We start from the raw sequence: 16438 nt of genomic DNA on the forward strand, positions 1-16438 counted from the left end.
TCATTTCCTCGGGTCGAAAGCGTCACGGGCGGCTTCGCCGATGAATACCAGCAGGCTCAGCATGACCGCCAGCACCACGAAAGCGGAAATGCCCAGCCAGGGCGCCTGGAGGTTGGACTTGCCCTGGGCGACCAGCTCGCCCAGCGATGGCGCGCCGGGCGGCAGGCCGAAGCCGAGGAAGTCCAGGGAGGTGAGGGTGCCGATGGCGCCGGTGAGGATGAACGGCATGAAGGTCAGGGTCGAGATCATCGCGTTCGGCAGGATGTGACGGAACATGATGGCGCTGTTGCGCATGCCGAGGGCCCGGGCGGCGCGGACGTATTCCAGGTTGCGCCCGCGGAGGAACTCGGCGCGGACCACGTCCACCAGGCTCATCCAGGAAAACAGCAGCATGATGCCCAGCAGCCACCAGAAGTTCGGCTGGACGAAGCTGGCCAGGATGATCAGCAGGTAGAGCACCGGCAGCCCCGACCAGACTTCCAGGAACCGCTGGCCGAGCAGGTCGACCCAGCCGCCGTAGTAGCCTTGCAGGGCGCCGACGGTGACGCCGATCAGAGAACTGAGCACGGTCAGGGTCAGGGCGAAGAGGATCGACACGCGGAAACCGTAGATCACCCGGGCGAGCACGTCGCGGGCCTGGTCGTCGGTGCCCAGCCAGTTTTCCGCCGACGGCGGGGCGGGGGCGGGAACCTTCAGCTCGTAGTTGATGGTGTCGTAGCTGTAGGGGATCGGCGGCCAAAGCACCCAGCCGTCCTTCTCGGCGATCAGTTGGCTGATGTAGGGGCTCTTGTAGTTGGCTTCCAGGGGGAATTCGCCGCCGAAGGTGGTTTCCGGGTAGCGTTTGAAGACCGGGAAGTACCAGCCGCCGTCGTAATGCACGACCAGCGGTTTGTCGTTGGCGATCAGTTCGGCGCCGAGGCTGCCGACGAACAGGATGAGGAACAGCCAGAGCGACCACCAGCCACGCTTGTTGCTCTTGAAGCGGGCCCAGCGGCGCTGGTTGATGGGAGACAGGCGCATCGGATTACTCCCGGTTCTCGAAGTCGATGCGCGGATCGACCAGGGTATAGACGATATCGCTGATCAGTTTCATGACCAGCCCGAACAGGGTGAAGATGAACAGCGTGCCGAAGACCACCGGGTAGTCGCGGTTCATCGCCGCTTCGAAGCTGAGCAGGCCGAGTCCGTCGAGGGAGAAGATCACCTCGATCAACAGCGAACCGGTGAAGAAGATCCCCAGCAGCGCAGCCGGCAGGCCGGCAATCACCAGCAGCATGGCGTTGCGGAATACGTGCCCGTAGAGGACGCGGCGTTCGGTCAGGCCCTTGGCGCGGGCGGTGACCACGTATTGCTTGCCGATCTCGTCGAGGAAGCTGTTCTTGGTCAGCAGCGTGATGGTGGCGAAGTTGCCGATCACCAGGGCGGTTACCGGCAAGGCCAGGTGCCAGAAATAGTCGAGCACCTTGCCGCCGAGGCTGAGCTGGTCGAAGTTGTTCGAGGTCAGGCCGCGCAAGGGGAACCAGTCCCAGTAGCTGCCGCCGGCGAACAGCACCACCAGCAGGATGGCGAAGAGGAAGGCGGGAATGGCGTAGCCGACGATGATCGCCGAGCTGGTCCAGATGTCGAAGACGCTGCCATGGCGGACCGCCTTGGCGATCCCCAGCGGGATCGACACCAGGTACATGATCAGCGTGCTCCAGAGCCCGAGCGAGATCGACACCGGCAATTTCTCGATGATCAGGTCGGTGACCTTGGCGTCGCGGAAGAAGCTCTGCCCGAAGTCCAGGTGCAGGTAGTTCTTCAGCATGATCATGAAGCGCTCGGGGGCCGACTTGTCGAAGCCGTACATGCGCTCGATCTCTTTCACCAGCTCCGGGTCCAGGCCCTGCGCGCCGCGGTATTGCGAGCCGGCCACGGCGACTTCGCCGCCGCCGCCGGAGATGCGCCCGGTGGCGCCGCCGGAAGCGGCGTCGAAGCCTTCCAGCTTGGCGATCATCTGCTCCACCGGGCCGCCGGGAGCGGCCTGGATGATGATGAAGTTGATCAGCAGGATGCCGAACAGGGTAGGGACGATCAGCAGCAGGCGCCGCAGGATATAGGAGAGCATGCGGCGTTACTCCCGTTCCGGCGCGGCGTCTTGCGCGGCTTCGGCTTGCGCCTTGCTCGGCAGCGCCTTGTCGCTGGTCTGCCACCAGGTCATCAGGCCCCAGTCGTAGAGTGGCGTCACCTTCGGCCGGCCGAAACGGTTCCAGTAGGCGACCCGCCAGGTATCGACGTAGTAGTTGGGAACCACGTAGTAGCCCCACGACAGGACGCGGTCGAGGGCGCGGGTATGGTCGATCAGGCTCTGCCGCGAGTCGGACTGGATCAGGCTTTCCACCAGGCTGTCGATGGCCGGGTCCTTGAGGCCGATGAAGTTGCGGCTGCCGGCCTTGTCGGCGCTGCTGGAATGCCAGAACTCTCGCTGTTCGTTGCCTGGCGAGTTGGATTGCGGCCAGGTCGCCGAGGTCATGTCGAAATCCCGCGAGCGCAGGCGGTTGACGAACTGCGAGACGTCGACGCGACGGATCTGCATGTCGATGCCAAGTTCGGCCAGGTTGCGCTTGAACGGCAGGATGACCCGTTCCATGTTGGCCTGGAACAGCATGAACTCGAAGCTCAGTGGCTGGCCGTCGGGACCTACCATGCGGTTGTTCTCGATCCTGTAGCCGGCCTCGGTGAGCAACTGGTAGGCCTTGCGCCGCTGCTCGCGGATCACCCCGCTGCCGTCGTTGACCGGATTCTGGAAGACCTGGTCGAAGGCCTCGTCGGGAATCTTGCCGCGCAGCGGTTCGAGGATCTTCAGCTCGGCTTCGCTGGGCAACTGGTGGGCGGCCATCTCCGAGTTCTCGAAATAGCTGTTGGTGCGCTTGTAGGAGCTGAAGAACAACTGCTTGTTCGACCATTCGAAGTCGAACAGCAGGCTGATCGCCTGGCGTACCCGGCGGTCCTGGAACACCGGGCGGCGGATATTGAAGGCGAAGCCCTGCATCCCCACCGGGTTGTGGTTGTGGATGCTGGCCTTGATGAAGCGCCCGTCGCGCAATGCCGGCGACTCGTAGCCGGTGGCCCAGTCCTTCGCCGAATATTCGAGGTTGACGTCGTACTGGCCGGCCTTGAAGGCTTCCAGGGCGACCGACATGTCGCGATAGGAGTCGATGGTGATGGTGTCGAAGTTATAGAGTCCGCGGGAGACCGGAAGGTCCCTGGCCCACCAGTCCTTGACTCGCTCGTAGCTGATGGAGCGTCCCGGATCGACCTTGGCGATGCGGTAGGGGCCGCTGCCTACCGGGATTTCCATGCCGGTCTTGGAAAAGTCGCGGTCGGCCCACCAGTGTTTCGGCAGGATCGCGATCTGGCCGAGGATCAGCGGCAGTTCGCGGTTGCCGGCGTGCTTGAAGTCGAAGCGCACGCGAAGCTTGTCCTCGGCGACCACCTTGTCGACGTCCGCATAGTAGTTGCGGTACATCGGGTCGCCCTTGCTCACCAGCGTCTCGAAGGTGAACACCACGTCTTCGGCGGTGACCGGCGTGCCATCGCTGAAACGGGCCTGGGGGCGCAGGTAGAAGCGCACGTAGCTGTTGTCCGGTGCCTTCTCGATCTTCTCCGCGAGCAGGCCGTACTCGGTGAACGGCTCGTCCTGCGACTGGAAGGCCAGGGTGTCGTAGATCAGGCCCAGCGAAGGGGCCGAGACGCCCTTGCCGATGAACGGGTTGAGGCTGTCGAAGCCGCCGAAGTCGGCCTGGCGGAGGATGCCGCCTTTCGGCGCATCCGGATTCACGTAGTCGAAATGCTTGAAATCGGCGGGATACTTCGGAGGCTCATCGTAGAGCGTCAGTGCATGTTTCGGGGCGGCGAGGAGCGGGCCGCAGCAGCCGAGCAGCAGGGCTGCCAGCAGAGGGGTGAAGCGGGGACGGATCATCGGGACGTCTCCAGGTTTTTCTGCCACCACGCGCGCAGGCCCAGGGTGTAGGGCGGGGTGGCGACGAAGGCGAAGCGGTTGCGGTACGCCAGACGGTGCGAATTGAGGTACCAGTTGGGAATGCTGTAGTACTGCCAGAGCAAGGTCCGGTCCAGGGCGCGCGCGGCGGCGACCTGTTCGTCGCGGCTGTGGGCGCCGAGCAGGCGGTTGAGCATGGCGTCGACCACCGGGTTGGCGATGCCCGCGTAATTCTTGCTGCCCTTGACCTTCACCTGGCTGGAGTGGAAGTACTGCCACTGTTCCAGGCCGGGACTGAGCGTCTGCGGCAGGGTCATGAGGATCATGTCGTAGTCGAACTGGTCCAGGCGCTGCTTGTATTGGGCGCGGTCGACGGTGCGCAGGCGCGCGTCGATGCCGATGCTGGCGAGATTTTCGCGATAGGGCTGGAGAATACGCTCCAGGCTCGGATTGACCAGCAGGATTTCGAAGCGCAGCGGTTCGCCCTTTTTATTCAGCAGTCGGTCGCCGGACAGCTTCCAGCCGGCGTCGGCCAGTAGACCGAGCGCATGCCTGAGGGTTTCACGGGGAATGCCACGCCCCTCGGTGGTCGGCAGGCTGAACGGCTGTTTGAACAACTGCGCCGGCAATTGCTTGCGGTACGGCGACAGGTACAGCCATTCCTGGCCCTCCGGGACGCCGCTGGCGGCGAATTCGCTGTTCGGGTAGTAGCTGCGCGAGCGCAGGTAGGAATTGCTGAACAGGGCGCGATTGGTCCACTCGAAGTCGAACATCTCGCCCAGCGCCTGGCGTAGCGCGCGCTCCTTGAACACGGCGCGGCGGGTGTTCATGAACAACGCCTGGGTCTGGCTGGGGATCTGGTGCGGGATTTCCGCGCGGATCACATCGCCGCGCAGAACCGCGGGGAAGCGATAGTTGTTCAGCCAGTTCTTCGCCTGGTGCTCGATGTAGAAATCGAACTCGCCGGCCTTGAAGGCTTCGAAGGCGACGCCGTTATCCCGGTAGAAGTCCACCACGACCCGGTCGAAATTGTATTTGCCGCGGTTCACCGGCAGTTTTTCGCCCCACCAGCCCTTCACGCGTTCGAACACCAGGCGGCGCCCGGGATCGACCTCGACGATGCGGTAGGGGCCGCTGCCCAGCGGCGCTGTGAAGGTGGTGGCGCGGAAGTCGCGATCCTTCCAGTAATGCTGCGGCAGCACCGGAAGCTCGCCCAGGCGCAGGATCAGCAGCGGGTTGCCGGAGCGCCGCAGGACGAAACGCACACGGTGGGGGGTGAGGATATCGACCCGCTTCACCTCCTGCAGGTAGGTGCGGTACATCGGGTGCCCCTGCTTGACCAGGGTGCGATAGGAAAAGGCCACGTCGCTGGCGGTGATCGGCCTGCCGTCGTGGAAGCGTGCTTCCGGCCGCAGGTTGAATACCACCCAGCTGCGGTTCTCCGCGTATTCCACGCTCTTCGCGATCAGGCCATAGCTGGAGGCTGGTTCGTCGCCGGACGGGTCGTACAGGCCGGTGCCCACCATCAACGGTTCGTTCAATTCGTTGACGCCGTACTGGAGGAAATCGCCGGTGCCGATCGGGCTGGTGCCTTTCAGGGTGTAGGGGTTGAGCGTGTCGAAGCTGCCCGAGGCCATCAAGCGCAAGGTGCCGCCTTTCGGGGCGTCGGGATTGGTCCAGTCGAAGTGCTGGAAATTGGCCGGATACTTGAGCGTGCCGAATTGGGCATAACCATGGCTCTGGGTAATCGCGGCGAAGCTGGGCAGGCTCATGGCCAGGCCGAGGATCAGGAAGGAGAGGCGACGCATCAGGCGTGTGTCCGGGTCCTTGGCTATTTTTGACAACGAATCGTCAGGCAACAGTAACACCTTGCCCGCACAGGAAAAAAGAGGGAGTGCGGGCCTGGCCGGCCTAGGGTCCGGGGTTCTGGCCGTGCTTGTGAAAACGCCACGCCGGCAGGAGCGGGCGTGGCGTTTCGGCACGGTCTGCAATGGGCTGTCAGCGGCTCGCGGTGTCCAGGTACAGGGTCAGGGTCTGGCCGGGCTTGAGCGCCTGCTTGCTGCGCGGGTTCCAGCGCTGCAGGTGCTTCATTTCGACATTGAAGCGCTTGGCGATCAGGTACATCGAGTCGCCTTGCTTGACCTTGTAGTAGGTGGCGCTGTCGCGTTTGCCGGCGGCGTTTCCCTTGCGGGCCGCCAGGGCCTGGGTGCCGCCTTGCAGCTTGAGGGTCTGGCCGACCTTCAGGGCGTGCTTGTCCAGGCCGTTCCAGCGTTTCAGGTCGTTGACGTCGACGCCGTTGTTACGGGCGATCTGCCACAGGCTGTCGCCGTTCTTGACCTTGTAGGAGCGGGTCCTGGCCGGGGTGGAAGCCTGTCGGGCGAGTTGCTGGTAGACCGGCTTGACGGCGCCGCCGGCGATCTGCCCGGGGATGCTCAGTTGCTGGCCCTTGCGCAGGTGGTTGCTGGACAGGCGGTTGGCGCTCTTGAGCTCCGCCACGGTGATCCGATAGCGGTTGGCGATGCTGTGCAGGCTGTCGCCGCTACGCACCCGGTATTGCTGCCAGGCGGTGACTTCCTTCGGTTTGAGGGTGTCCAGCGAGGCGCTCAGGAACGCCGCTTTCTCCATTGGCACCAACAGTTGCTGGGGGCCGTCCATGGTCACGCGGCGCTTGTAGGCCGGGTTCAGCTGGTACAGCTCGTCCTCGTCCAGGTTCGCCAGTGCGGCGACGCTGGACAGGTCGATCCCGCGCTTGACCCGGACGGCCTGGAAGTAGGGCTCGTTGTTGATCGGGTTCAGGCTGATGCCGTAGGAATCCGGCGCCATGACGATCTGTGAGAGGGCGAGCAGCTTGGGTACGTAGTCCTGGGTTTCCTGCGGCAGCGGCAGGTTCCAGTAGTCGGTCGGCAGGCCCAGTTTCTCGTTGCGTTCGATGGCACGGCTGACAGTGCCTTCGCCGGCGTTGTAGGCCGCCAGGGCGAGCATCCAGTCGCCGTTGAACATGTCGTGCAGGCGCTCGAGATAGGTCAGGGCGGCGTTGGTCGAGGCGGTGATGTCGCGGCGACCGTCGTAGAAATTGGTCTGGCGCAGGTTGAAATGCTGGCCGGTGGCGGGAATGAACTGCCAGAGGCCGGCGGCGTTGCTGCGCGACAGGGCGAAGGGGTTATAGGCGCTTTCGATGACCGGCAGCAGCGCCAGTTCGAGCGGCATGTTGCGTTCTTCCAGGCGCTCGACCACGTAGTGCATGTAGAGGCTGCCGCGCTCGCTCGATTGTTCGAGGAACGACTGGTTGCTGAGGAACCAGAGGCGCTGGCGTTCGATGCGCGGGTTGGTGCTGATCGCATCCTGGAGCTGGAAACCGTCGCGCATGCGGTCCCAGATATCGTTGTAGGCGGCGTTCTGGCCGGGCTGGGTATGCAGCCAGGAGGGATTGAACTGGACGTCGACGGCTCGGGCGCCGGGACGTGCTGCTTTGGCCTGGGCCTCCCCCTTGATCTGGCCGCTGCCCTGGCAGCCGGCGAGCGCGCCGGCGATGAGCAGGATGGACACCCGAACGGCGCGAGCCAGGGCGTCTAGATCGGGGGTTTTACGTGTCTGTGGCGGCATCGGCTGAGTGCTGTTCCGGGCAAAAATTCAGCCGATTCTAGAAATGACCTCAAGAGTGGTCAAGATTTCGCCAACCTTCAGAACTGGTCCTTCCAGGCCCTCAGGACGGCGAAAACCTCCTCCGGGGTGCGGTTTTGCTGGCCGCTCCGCTGGTCGGCTTTTTTCTTAACAGAATTTTCCGAAACGCGAAGAAATGGATTGGTCGACAATTCCAGCGAGATTTCCGACGGCAGGGTGATGCGATCCCGTTCGCGCAGCCGTGTCGCTTCCTCGAAGCGTTCCCGCAGCGCCGCGTTGTCGGGCTCCACCGCCAGCGCGAAGCGCAGGTTGCTCAGCGTGTACTCGTGGGTGCAGTAGACCCGGGTGTTGGCCGGCAGCGCGGCCAGTCGCGCCAGGGAATGGTGCATCTGCGCCGCGGTGCCTTCGAAGAGACGGCCGCAGCCGGCGGCGAACAGGGTGTCGCCGCAGAACAGCAGCGGCGTCCCCGCCGGGTGGTAGTAGGCGATATGGCCGAGGGTATGGCCGGGCACGTGGAAGATCTCGAAGACCAGGCCGAGCACCTCGACCCGTTCGCCGTCCTCCAGCGCCAGGTCGCGGGCCGGGATCTTCTCGTTGGCCGGACCGAGAACCCGCGCGCCGGTCAGTTCCTTCAGGGCCGCGACGCCACCGACGTGGTCGTGATGGTGGTGGGTCACCAGGATATCGCTCAACCGCCAGTCGGGATGGGCGGCCAGCCAGGCTTCCACCGGTTTGGCGTCGCCGGGGTCGACCACCGCGCAGCGACGGCTTGTCGCATCTTGCAACAGCCAGATGTAGTTGTCGTTGAAGGCGGGCAGGGCGTCGATCTGTATCATGGGCCGATGTCGCTAAGCAGAAGTCATTGGCGCATAGTATTGCTTATTTTCCCGTCGTGCCGGCGTTCGTCGCCGCGAAAGGGAAGACGCTGGAGGTACGCATGAACGAACCGCAAGCCTTCGCCCAGACCGATGCCGAGTGGCTGGCATCGATCAACCGGGCGCGCGACTGGTTCCAGGGGCCGCTGGGCAGCCTGATGCTGGCCGAGGAGCGACGCCTGTTGTGCGACGAGCTGACCCGTTACTTCGGTGGCTACCTGGTGCACTACGGGCCGCATGCCGAACTGCCGCCGAGCACCGGGCAGATTCAGCGCGGCGTGCGCCTGGGGCCGCCGCTGCCTGGCGTGGACATCGCCTGCGAAGAGGGCGCCTGGCCGCTCAGCGAACATGCCGCGGACGTGGTCCTGCTGCAACACGGCCTGGATTTCTGCCTGTCGCCTCACCGTCTCCTGCGCGAAGCCGCGCGTACCGTTCGTCCGGGCGGCCACCTGCTGCTGATCGGCATCAACCCATGGAGCCTGTGGGGCATCCGTCATTATTTCGCCGGGGATGCCTTGCGCCAGGCCCGCTGCATTCCTCCGTCGCGGGCCTGCGACTGGCTCAACCTGCTGGGCTTCGCGCTGGAGAAACGGCGCTTCGGGTGCTATCGTCCGCCGCTTGCGTCGGCAGCCTGGCAATCGCGCCTGGCTCGCCTGGAGCGCTGGGGCGACGCCTGGCAGTCTTCGGGCGCCGGCTTCTATCTATTGGTGGCACGCAAGCTGGTCGTGGGGTTGCGCCCGTTGCGCCAGAGCAAGCGCGAACCGCGCGGTCAGCTGGTGCCCATGCCGGTGGCGAAAGTCAGCCGGCGAGATTCCGAAATTTAGGCATGGCAGATAAAGAACAGGTAGTGATCTATACCGACGGCGCCTGCAAGGGCAACCCCGGGCGCGGCGGCTGGGGGGCGTTGCTCCTCTACAAGGGCGCCGAGCGAGAGCTTTGGGGCGGCGAGCCGGACACCACCAACAACCGCATGGAGCTGATGGCGGCGATCCAGGCGTTGGCGGCACTCAAGCGCTCCTGTCCGATCCGTCTGATAACGGACTCGGAATACGTGATGCGCGGCATCACCGAATGGTTGCCGAACTGGAAGAAGCGCGGCTGGAAGACCGCCAGCAAGCAGCCGGTCAAGAATGCCGACCTCTGGCAGGCCCTGGATGAACAGGTCGCCAGGCACCAGGTGGAGTGGCAGTGGGTTCGCGGGCATACCGGCGACCCCGGCAACGAACGGGCCGATCAGTTGGCCAACCGCGGCGTCGCCGAATTGCCGCGCTGAGCGGCCACACCGAAACAAGCGTTCAGCAGCCACGGCTGCAGCGAAACAGAGAAAGGCTCTATAGATGCGTAGCGTCGTACTGGATACCGAAACCACCGGCATGCCGGTGACCGATGGTCACCGGATCATCGAGATCGGCTGTGTCGAGCTGGAGGGGCGCCGCCTGACCGGTCGCCACTTCCATGTCTACCTGCAACCCGATCGCGAGGTCGACGAAGGGGCGATCGCCGTCCACGGCATCACCAACGAATACCTGAAGGACAAGCCGCGCTTCCGCGAGGTCGCCAACGATTTCTTCGAATTCATCCGCGGCGCCCAGCTGATCATCCACAACGCGGCGTTCGATATCGGCTTCATCAACAACGAGTTCGCCCTGCTGGGCCAGCAGGACCGCTCGGACGTGACCGAGTACTGCTCGGTGCTGGATACCCTGCTGATGGCTCGCGAGCGCCATCCGGGCCAGCGCAACAACCTCGATGCGTTGTGCAAGCGCTATGGCGTGGACAACTCCGGTCGGGACCTGCACGGCGCGTTGCTCGACGCCGAGATTCTCGCCGACGTCTACCTGGCGATGACCGGCGGCCAGACCAGCCTGTCGCTGGCCGGCAGCGGCGCGGAAGGCGACGGCAGCGGCCGGCCGATGGTCAGTCCGATCCGTCGGCTCGATCCGGCGCGGGTAGCCACCCCGGTGCTGCGTGCCAACGCCGAAGAACTGGCTGCACATGCGGCGCGGCTGGCGGTGATCGAGAAGTCGGCAGGTGGTCCTTCGCTCTGGGCGCAACTGGAAGCGCCGGTCGGCGAATAGCCTGCCCATGCACCACGGGCGACGCCTTCAGCGCGTTGCCCGGTCCACCAGCAAGGTGTCGCAGAACTGCTCGAAACGGCGGATCCTGCCGTCCTCCACCGTCCATACGTGTGCCACGCGCGCTTCGAACGACTTGCCGCTGCGACGGTGGGTCGCTGCATATCGACCGACGGCGACCACGCTGTCGCCGCCGTCGATCAGGCGCTCGATCTCGACCCTGAAGCCCTCCCAGTCCCGCTGCAAGGCCTGGAACACACCGGCGCCGATGGCGGCCGCGCCGACATAGGTGCCGGCCAGCGGGAAACCGGCCATTTCCGTCCATTCGGTGCGTTCGTCCATGTCCGCCAGCATTCCGGCGAGGTCCCCACGGCTGGAGGCCGCATAGTGATCGCTGACGATCCGATAAGCGCTGCGCATCGTTGTCGCTCCGTAGCAGGGCAGGAGAGGTCCATGCTCCTCGCTGGCGGGAGCGGAGGCAAGCGCGGCGCGCCGACTTGTGTTGCCGCGACCTTTTCTTACAAGGGCAAGCCGCCGGGGGTTACGCGCGTGCCGGCAAGTCTCTACCCTGAGCCGACCGGCGGGGTTCGCCCGCCTGCTGCTCGGGATCAACAATGTATAAAGACCTCAAATTTCCCGTCCTCATCGTCCATCGCGACATCAAGGCCGACACCGTTGCCGGCGAACGCGTGCGGGGCATCGCCCACGAACTGGAGCAGGACGGCTTCAGCATTCTCTCCACCGCCAGCTCCGCCGAGGGGCGCATCGTCGCTTCCACCCACCACGGGCTGGCCTGCATCCTGGTCGCCGCCGAAGGTGCCGGGGAAAACCAGCGCCTGCTGCAGGATGTGGTCGAACTGATCCGCGTGGCCCGCGTGCGGGCGCCGCAATTGCCGATCTTCGCCCTCGGCGAGCAGGTGACCATCGAGAACGCGCCGGCCGAGTCCATGGCCGACTTGCACCAGTTGCGCGGCATCCTCTACCTGTTCGAAGACACCGTGCCGTTCCTCGCCCGCCAGGTCGCCCGGGCGGCGCGCAACTACCTGGCCGGGCTGCTGCCGCCATTCTTCCGTGCGCTGGTCGAGCACACCGCGCAGTCCAACTATTCCTGGCATACGCCGGGCCACGGCGGCGGAGTCGCCTATCGCAAGAGCCCGGTGGGACAGGCCTTCCACCAGTTCTTCGGGGAGAACACGTTGCGTTCCGACCTGTCGGTCTCGGTCCCCGAGCTGGGCTCGCTGCTCGACCATACCGGCCCCCTGGCCGAGGCCGAGGACCGTGCCGCGCGCAATTTCGGCGCCGACCATACGTTCTTCGTGATCAATGGCACTTCCACCGCGAACAAGATCGTCTGGCACTCCATGGTCGGTCGCGAAGACCTGGTGCTGGTGGACCGCAACTGCCACAAGTCGATCCTCCACTCGATCATCATGACCGGGGCGATACCGCTGTACCTGACTCCGGAACGCAACGAACTGGGGATCATCGGGCCGATCCCGCTGAGCGAATTCAGCAGGGAGTCGATCGCCGCGAAGATCGCCGCCAGCCCGCTGGCGCGCGGCCGCGAGCCGAAGGTGAAGCTGGCGGTGGTGACCAACTCCACCTACGACGGCCTGTGCTACAACGCCGAGCTGATCAAGCAGACCCTCGGCGACAGCGTCGAGGTGTTGCACTTCGACGAGGCCTGGTACGCCTATGCTGCGTTCCACGAGTTCTACGACGGTCGCTATGGCATGGGCACTTCGCGCAGCGAGGAAGGCCCCCTGGTGTTCGCCACCCACTCCACGCACAAGATGCTCGCCGCCTTCAGCCAGGCCTCGATGATCCACGTGCAGGATGGCGGGACCCGGAAGCTGGACGTGGCGCGCTTCAACGAAGCCTTCATGATGCACATCTCGACCTCGCCGCAGTACGGCATCATCGCTTCGCTGGACGTGGCTTCGGCGATGATGGAAGGGCCCGCCGGGCGTTCGCTGATCCAGGAGACCTTCGACGAGGCTCTCAGCTTCCGCCGGGCCCTGGCCAACGTACGGCAGAACCTGGACCGGAACGACTGGTGGTTCGGCGTCTGGCAGCCGGAGCAGGTGGAGGGCACCGACCAGGTCGGCACCCATGACTGGGTGCTGGAGCCGAGCGCCGACTGGCATGGCTTCGGCGATATCGCCGAAGACTACGTGCTGCTCGATCCGATCAAGGTCACCCTCACCACCCCGGGCTTGAGCGCCGGCGGCAAGCTCAGCGAGCAGGGGATTCCGGCCGCCATCGTCAGCCGCTTCCTCTGGGAGCGCGGCCTGGTGGTGGAGAAAACCGGTCTCTACTCCTTCCTGGTGCTGTTCTCGATGGGCATCACCAAGGGCAAGTGGAGCACCCTGGTCACCGAACTGCTCGAATTCAAGCGCTGTTACGACGCCAACCTGCCGCTGCTCGATGTCTTGCCGTCCGTGGCCCAGGCCGGCGGCAAGCGCTACAACGGCGTGGGCCTGCGCGACCTCAGCGACGCCATGCACGCCAGCTACCGCGACAACGCCACGGCGAAGGCCATGAAGCGCATGTACACGGTGCTGCCGGAGGTCGCGATGCGGCCGTCCGAGGCCTACGACAAGCTGGTGCGCGGCGAGGTCGAGGCGGTACCGATCGCTCGCTTGGAAGGGCGCATCGCGGCCGTCATGCTGGTACCCTATCCGCCGGGTATCCCGCTGATCATGCCGGGTGAGCGCTTCACCGAGGCGACCCGCTCGATCCTCGACTATCTCGAGTTCGCGCGGACCTTCGAGCGCGCCTTCCCTGGTTTCGACTCCGATGTGCATGGCCTGCAGCATCAGGACGGACCGTCCGGGCGCTGCTATACCGTTGAATGCATAAAGGAATGAGGCCGACAGGCTAAGGGGTGTCGATGGCGGGTGGAGAGAAGGCCGGCAAGCGCGGCATGGGGTTCTGGACCTGCAGCGCGCTGGTGATCGGCAACATGGTCGGTTCGGGAGTCTTCCTGCTTCCCTCCAGCCTGGCGGCGTTCGGCGGGCTCAGTCTGTTCGGCTGGCTGGTGTCGAGCACCGGCGCGGTGCTGCTGGCGCTGACCTTCGCCCGCCTGGCGCGGGTCAACCCCGGCGCCGGCGGCCCCTACGCCTATACCCGCGACGGTTTCGGCAGCTTCGCCGGCTACCTGTGCGCCTGGACCTACTGGAAAGCCGCCTGGATCGGCAACGCTGCGATCGCCGTGACCCTGGTCGGCTACCTGCGGGTGTTCATCCCGGCGCTGGCGGATCCGCTGCTGATGGTCAGCGTGGCCATCGCCGCGATCTGGCTCTGCACCCTGATCAACCTGCGGGGCATCGGTACCTTCAGCGTGGTGCAGAACCTGCTGACCATCCTCAAGCTGCTGCCGTTGTTGCTGGTCGGTATCCTCGGCTGGTTCCACTTCAATCCCGAGCACCTGGCGATCCCGGCGCGCAGCGAGCTGCCGAACATGGGCTATGCCCAGGCGATCGCCACCACTGCGGCGCTGACCCTGTGGTCGTTCATCGGCCTGGAGTCGGCCACCGTGCCGGCCGACGACGTCGAGGATCCGCGCCGCACCATTCCCCGTGCGACCCTGTTCGGCACGCTGGCCGCAGCGGCCCTCTACATCCTCTCGATCACTGCGGTGCAGGGCCTGATGCCGCCGGAGGTGCTGGCCCGCTCCACCTCGCCGTTCGCCGACGCGGCGCGGATCCTGATGGGCGACTGGGGCTACTACCTGGTGGCTGCCGGGGCGGTGATCGCCTGCCTGGGCGCGCTCAATGGCTGGGTCCTGTTGCAGGGCCAGATCCCGGTGGCTCCGGCGCGCGACGGGCTGTTCCCGGAGTCGCTCGGCCAGCTCAACAAGAACGGTGCGCCGGCCCATGGCCTGCTGGCCTCGGGGCTGCTGGTGACGGCGCTGGTGATGGTCGACGGGCATGGCGATCTGGTCGATGTGTTCAACGTGATCATTCTGCTCGGCACCATGACCGGGGTGGTCCCCTACGCGTTCTGCACCGCCGCGCTGTTGCAACTGCTGGCGGTGCGACCGGACGAGTTCTCGCCGCGTTCACGCCGGCAATTGCTGGTGATCGGCTCGCTGGGCTTCGCCTACTCGCTATGGGCGCTGTATGGCACCGGCCAGCAGGCGATCTTCTGGGGCTTCCTGGTGCTGATGGCCGGTATCCCGATGTACACCTGGCGGCAATGGCGCAACCAGGTCAACGGAGTGCCGACGCTCAAAGCCAATGACTGACCGCCCACCATCCCAGGCCGCCCATCACCAGGGTGTAGGGTAGCGCCATCCAGACCATGCGGCCGTAGGACAGGCGCACCAGCGGGGCGATGGAGGAGGTCAGCAGGAAGAGGAACGCCGCCTGGCCGTTGGGCGTCGCTACGCTGGGCAGGTTGGTGCCGGTATTGATCGCCACCGCCAGGGTGTCGAAATGCTCGCGGCTCATGTGGCCGGCATCCAGGGCCTGTTTCACCTCGGTGATGTAGATGGTGGCGACGAATACGTTGTCGCTGATCGCCGAGAGCAGGCCGTTGGCGATGAACAGCATGCCCGGCTGGCGTTCCGCCGGCAACGCCAGCACCGCCTGGATGATCGGGGTGAACAGGTGCTGCTGGTGGATCACCGCGACCACCGCGAAGAACACCACCAGCAGCGCGGTGAACGGCAGGGCTTCCTGGAAGGCGCGGCCGATCTGGTGTTCGTCGGTGATGCCGGTGAAGGCAGTGATCAGCACGATCACCAATAGGCCGATCAGGCCGACCTCGGCGACATGCAGGGCCAGCCCGACGATCAGCACCAGCGCCGCTAGGGCCTGCACCAGCAGCGCGGCCTTCTGCTGCGCTCCGCGTTTGCGGCTTTCGCTGGCGGCGTACTCGGCGAGCACCTGGCGCACTGCCGCCGGCAACTGGGCGCCATAGCCGAAGCGGCGGCTCTTCTCAAGCAGCACGCAGGTCAGCAGGCCGGCCGCCAGCACCGGCATGGAAACCGGCGCGACCTGGCGGAAGAACTCGACGAAATGCCAGCCGGCCTCGTGGCCGATCAGCAGGTTCTGCGGCTCTCCCACCAGGGTGCAGACGCCGCCCAGCGCGGTGCCGACCGCCGCGTGCATGAGCAGGCTGCGGAGGAAGGCGCGGAATTCCTCGAGATGCGCCCGGTGCAGCTCGGGGACCTGGCGGTCGGTGGCGGGATCGTAGTCCTCGCTGGCGCGCTGCCCCGAAGCGACCCGGTGGTACACGGCGAAGAATGCCACCGCCACGCTGATCACCACGGCGGTCACGGTGAGGGCGTCGAGGAAGGCCGAGAGGAGGGCGGCCAGCAGGCAGAACAGGAGCGATAGCAGGGTCTTCGAGCGCACGCCGAGCAGCAGGCGGGAAAACAGCAGGAGCAGCAGGTCCTTCATGAAGTAGATGCCGGCGACCATGAACATCAACAGCAGGAGCACCGGGAAGTTGTGCTGCAACTCCGCATAGAGCGCCTCGGGGGTAGCCAGGCCGAGCAGCAGCGCCTCCAGCACCAACAGGCCGCCCGGCTGCAGCGGATAGCATTTCAGCGCCATGGCCAGGGTGAAGATGAACTCGCCGACCAGCACCCAGGCGCTTGTCACCGGCCCGGCCAGCCATAGCAGCAGGGGGTTGAGCAAGAGGAAGGCGAGCACCGTCAGCTTGTACCAGCGTGGCGAATGCCCGAGGAAGTTCTGTGCGAAAGCCTGGCTCAGGGGACTGCTCACGATGGACTCCACGGCAAGGAAAAGACTGAAAATGCCAGCAGGACTTTCGTTGGATCAAGCGTTTAGCGCAATCATCGAAGAGATTGCGGTATCAATGGGCGTGCCGTGCATCACATAGTGCAGCATCGACATTTGGCTCGCCCTTGTTATAGT

General features: G+C 65.1%; 13 protein-coding genes. 5 read left to right on the forward strand and 8 right to left on the reverse strand.

All coding sequences use genetic code 11. The features are described from left to right. The 6 genes from HMPREF2886_RS08120 to gloB form a co-directional block, all read right to left on the reverse strand. Complete coding sequence (locus HMPREF2886_RS08120; protein WP_003087942.1) at positions 1–1020, reverse strand: ABC transporter permease; 1020 nt, start codon at positions 1018–1020, stop codon at positions 1–3. 4 nt (positions 1021–1024) lie between these two features. Further along, positions 1025–2107, reverse strand: a complete 1083-nt coding sequence (locus tag HMPREF2886_RS08125; protein WP_003098134.1) for a microcin C ABC transporter permease YejB — start codon at positions 2105–2107, stop codon at positions 1025–1027. Positions 2108–2113: 6 nt separating this feature from the next. After that, a complete protein-coding gene (locus HMPREF2886_RS08130; protein ID WP_033977244.1) occupies positions 2114–3961 on the reverse strand; it encodes an extracellular solute-binding protein in 1848 nt (615 codons plus the stop codon). Continuing rightward, positions 3958–5787 carry an extracellular solute-binding protein gene (locus HMPREF2886_RS08135; protein ID WP_033971722.1) on the reverse strand — a complete coding sequence of 610 codons (1830 nt, stop codon included), beginning with the start codon at positions 5785–5787 and terminating at the stop codon, positions 3958–3960. Before HMPREF2886_RS08135 ends, HMPREF2886_RS08130 begins: the two co-directional genes overlap by 4 nt. A gap of 190 nt (positions 5788–5977) precedes the next feature. Continuing rightward, on the reverse strand, positions 5978–7582 hold the full coding sequence (locus HMPREF2886_RS08140) for a LysM peptidoglycan-binding domain-containing protein (RefSeq protein ID WP_033971723.1): 1605 nt from the start codon (positions 7580–7582) through the stop codon (positions 5978–5980). 77 nt (positions 7583–7659) lie between these two features. Beyond that, a complete protein-coding gene (gene gloB / locus HMPREF2886_RS08145; protein WP_033971724.1) occupies positions 7660–8436 on the reverse strand; it encodes a hydroxyacylglutathione hydrolase in 777 nt (258 codons plus the stop codon). 101 nt (positions 8437–8537) lie between these two features. Here gloB and HMPREF2886_RS08150 point away from each other — a divergent pair, with 101 nt between their 5' ends. From HMPREF2886_RS08150 to dnaQ, 3 genes are all read left to right on the forward strand, one after another. Beyond that, on the forward strand, positions 8538–9299 hold the full coding sequence (locus tag HMPREF2886_RS08150) for a methyltransferase domain-containing protein (protein WP_003087952.1): 762 nt from the start codon (positions 8538–8540) through the stop codon (positions 9297–9299). 2 nt (positions 9300–9301) lie between these two features. Beyond that, on the forward strand, positions 9302–9748 hold the full coding sequence (rnhA, locus tag HMPREF2886_RS08155) for a ribonuclease HI (protein ID WP_033971725.1): 447 nt from the start codon (positions 9302–9304) through the stop codon (positions 9746–9748). Between the two features lie 64 nt (positions 9749–9812). Then, positions 9813–10553: a DNA polymerase III subunit epsilon gene (gene dnaQ / locus HMPREF2886_RS08160; protein ID WP_003087958.1), complete on the forward strand. Its 741-nt coding sequence runs from the start codon at positions 9813–9815 to the stop codon at positions 10551–10553. 27 nt (positions 10554–10580) lie between these two features. Here dnaQ and HMPREF2886_RS08165 read toward each other — a convergent pair whose 3' ends face one another. After that, positions 10581–10970: a nuclear transport factor 2 family protein gene (locus HMPREF2886_RS08165; protein ID WP_003098144.1), complete on the reverse strand. Its 390-nt coding sequence runs from the start codon at positions 10968–10970 to the stop codon at positions 10581–10583. A gap of 194 nt (positions 10971–11164) precedes the next feature. Here HMPREF2886_RS08165 and ldcA point away from each other — a divergent pair, with 194 nt between their 5' ends. Both ldcA and HMPREF2886_RS08175 read left to right on the forward strand, forming a co-directional pair. After that, entirely contained in the window at positions 11165–13420 is a 2256-nt protein-coding gene (ldcA, locus tag HMPREF2886_RS08170; protein ID WP_033977240.1) for a lysine-specific pyridoxal 5'-phosphate-dependent carboxylase LdcA, read from the forward strand. Between the two features lie 23 nt (positions 13421–13443). Then, positions 13444–14799, forward strand: coding sequence for an amino acid permease (locus tag HMPREF2886_RS08175; protein ID WP_003117687.1), 1356 nt, complete (start codon positions 13444–13446; stop codon positions 14797–14799). Here HMPREF2886_RS08175 and nhaB read toward each other — a convergent pair. Then, complete coding sequence (gene nhaB / locus HMPREF2886_RS08180) at positions 14783–16285, reverse strand: sodium/proton antiporter NhaB (RefSeq protein WP_033977335.1); 1503 nt, start codon at positions 16283–16285, stop codon at positions 14783–14785. The two genes, HMPREF2886_RS08175 and nhaB, sit on opposite strands and share 17 nt — an antisense overlap. Positions 16286–16438: the final 153 nt, after the last annotated feature.

The sequence above is a fragment of the Pseudomonas sp. HMSC066A08 genome (genome assembly GCF_001813025.1).
In the GTDB taxonomy this organism is placed as follows: domain Bacteria; phylum Pseudomonadota; class Gammaproteobacteria; order Pseudomonadales; family Pseudomonadaceae; genus Pseudomonas; species Pseudomonas aeruginosa.

Bases quoted from the DNA above. Each gene is read 5' to 3' on its own strand.
- HMPREF2886_RS08120 (WP_003087942.1), bottom strand. From the start codon at position 1,020: ATGCGCCTGTCTCCCATCAACCAGCGCCGCTGGGCCCGCTTCAAGAGC.
- HMPREF2886_RS08125 (WP_003098134.1), bottom strand. From the start codon at position 2,107: ATGCTCTCCTATATCCTGCGGCGCCTGCTGCTGATCGTCCCTACCCTG.
- HMPREF2886_RS08130 (WP_033977244.1), bottom strand. From the start codon at position 3,961: ATGATCCGTCCCCGCTTCACCCCTCTGCTGGCAGCCCTGCTGCTCGGC.
- HMPREF2886_RS08135 (WP_033971722.1), bottom strand. From the start codon at position 5,787: ATGCGTCGCCTCTCCTTCCTGATCCTCGGCCTGGCCATGAGCCTGCCC.
- HMPREF2886_RS08140 (WP_033971723.1), bottom strand. From the start codon at position 7,582: ATGCCGCCACAGACACGTAAAACCCCCGATCTAGACGCCCTGGCTCGC.
- gloB (WP_033971724.1), bottom strand. From the start codon at position 8,436: ATGATACAGATCGACGCCCTGCCCGCCTTCAACGACAACTACATCTGG.
- HMPREF2886_RS08150 (WP_003087952.1), top strand. From the start codon at position 8,538: ATGAACGAACCGCAAGCCTTCGCCCAGACCGATGCCGAGTGGCTGGCA.
- rnhA (WP_033971725.1), top strand. From the start codon at position 9,302: ATGGCAGATAAAGAACAGGTAGTGATCTATACCGACGGCGCCTGCAAG.
- dnaQ (WP_003087958.1), top strand. From the start codon at position 9,813: ATGCGTAGCGTCGTACTGGATACCGAAACCACCGGCATGCCGGTGACC.
- HMPREF2886_RS08165 (WP_003098144.1), bottom strand. From the start codon at position 10,970: ATGCGCAGCGCTTATCGGATCGTCAGCGATCACTATGCGGCCTCCAGC.
- ldcA (WP_033977240.1), top strand. From the start codon at position 11,165: ATGTATAAAGACCTCAAATTTCCCGTCCTCATCGTCCATCGCGACATC.
- HMPREF2886_RS08175 (WP_003117687.1), top strand. From the start codon at position 13,444: ATGGCGGGTGGAGAGAAGGCCGGCAAGCGCGGCATGGGGTTCTGGACC.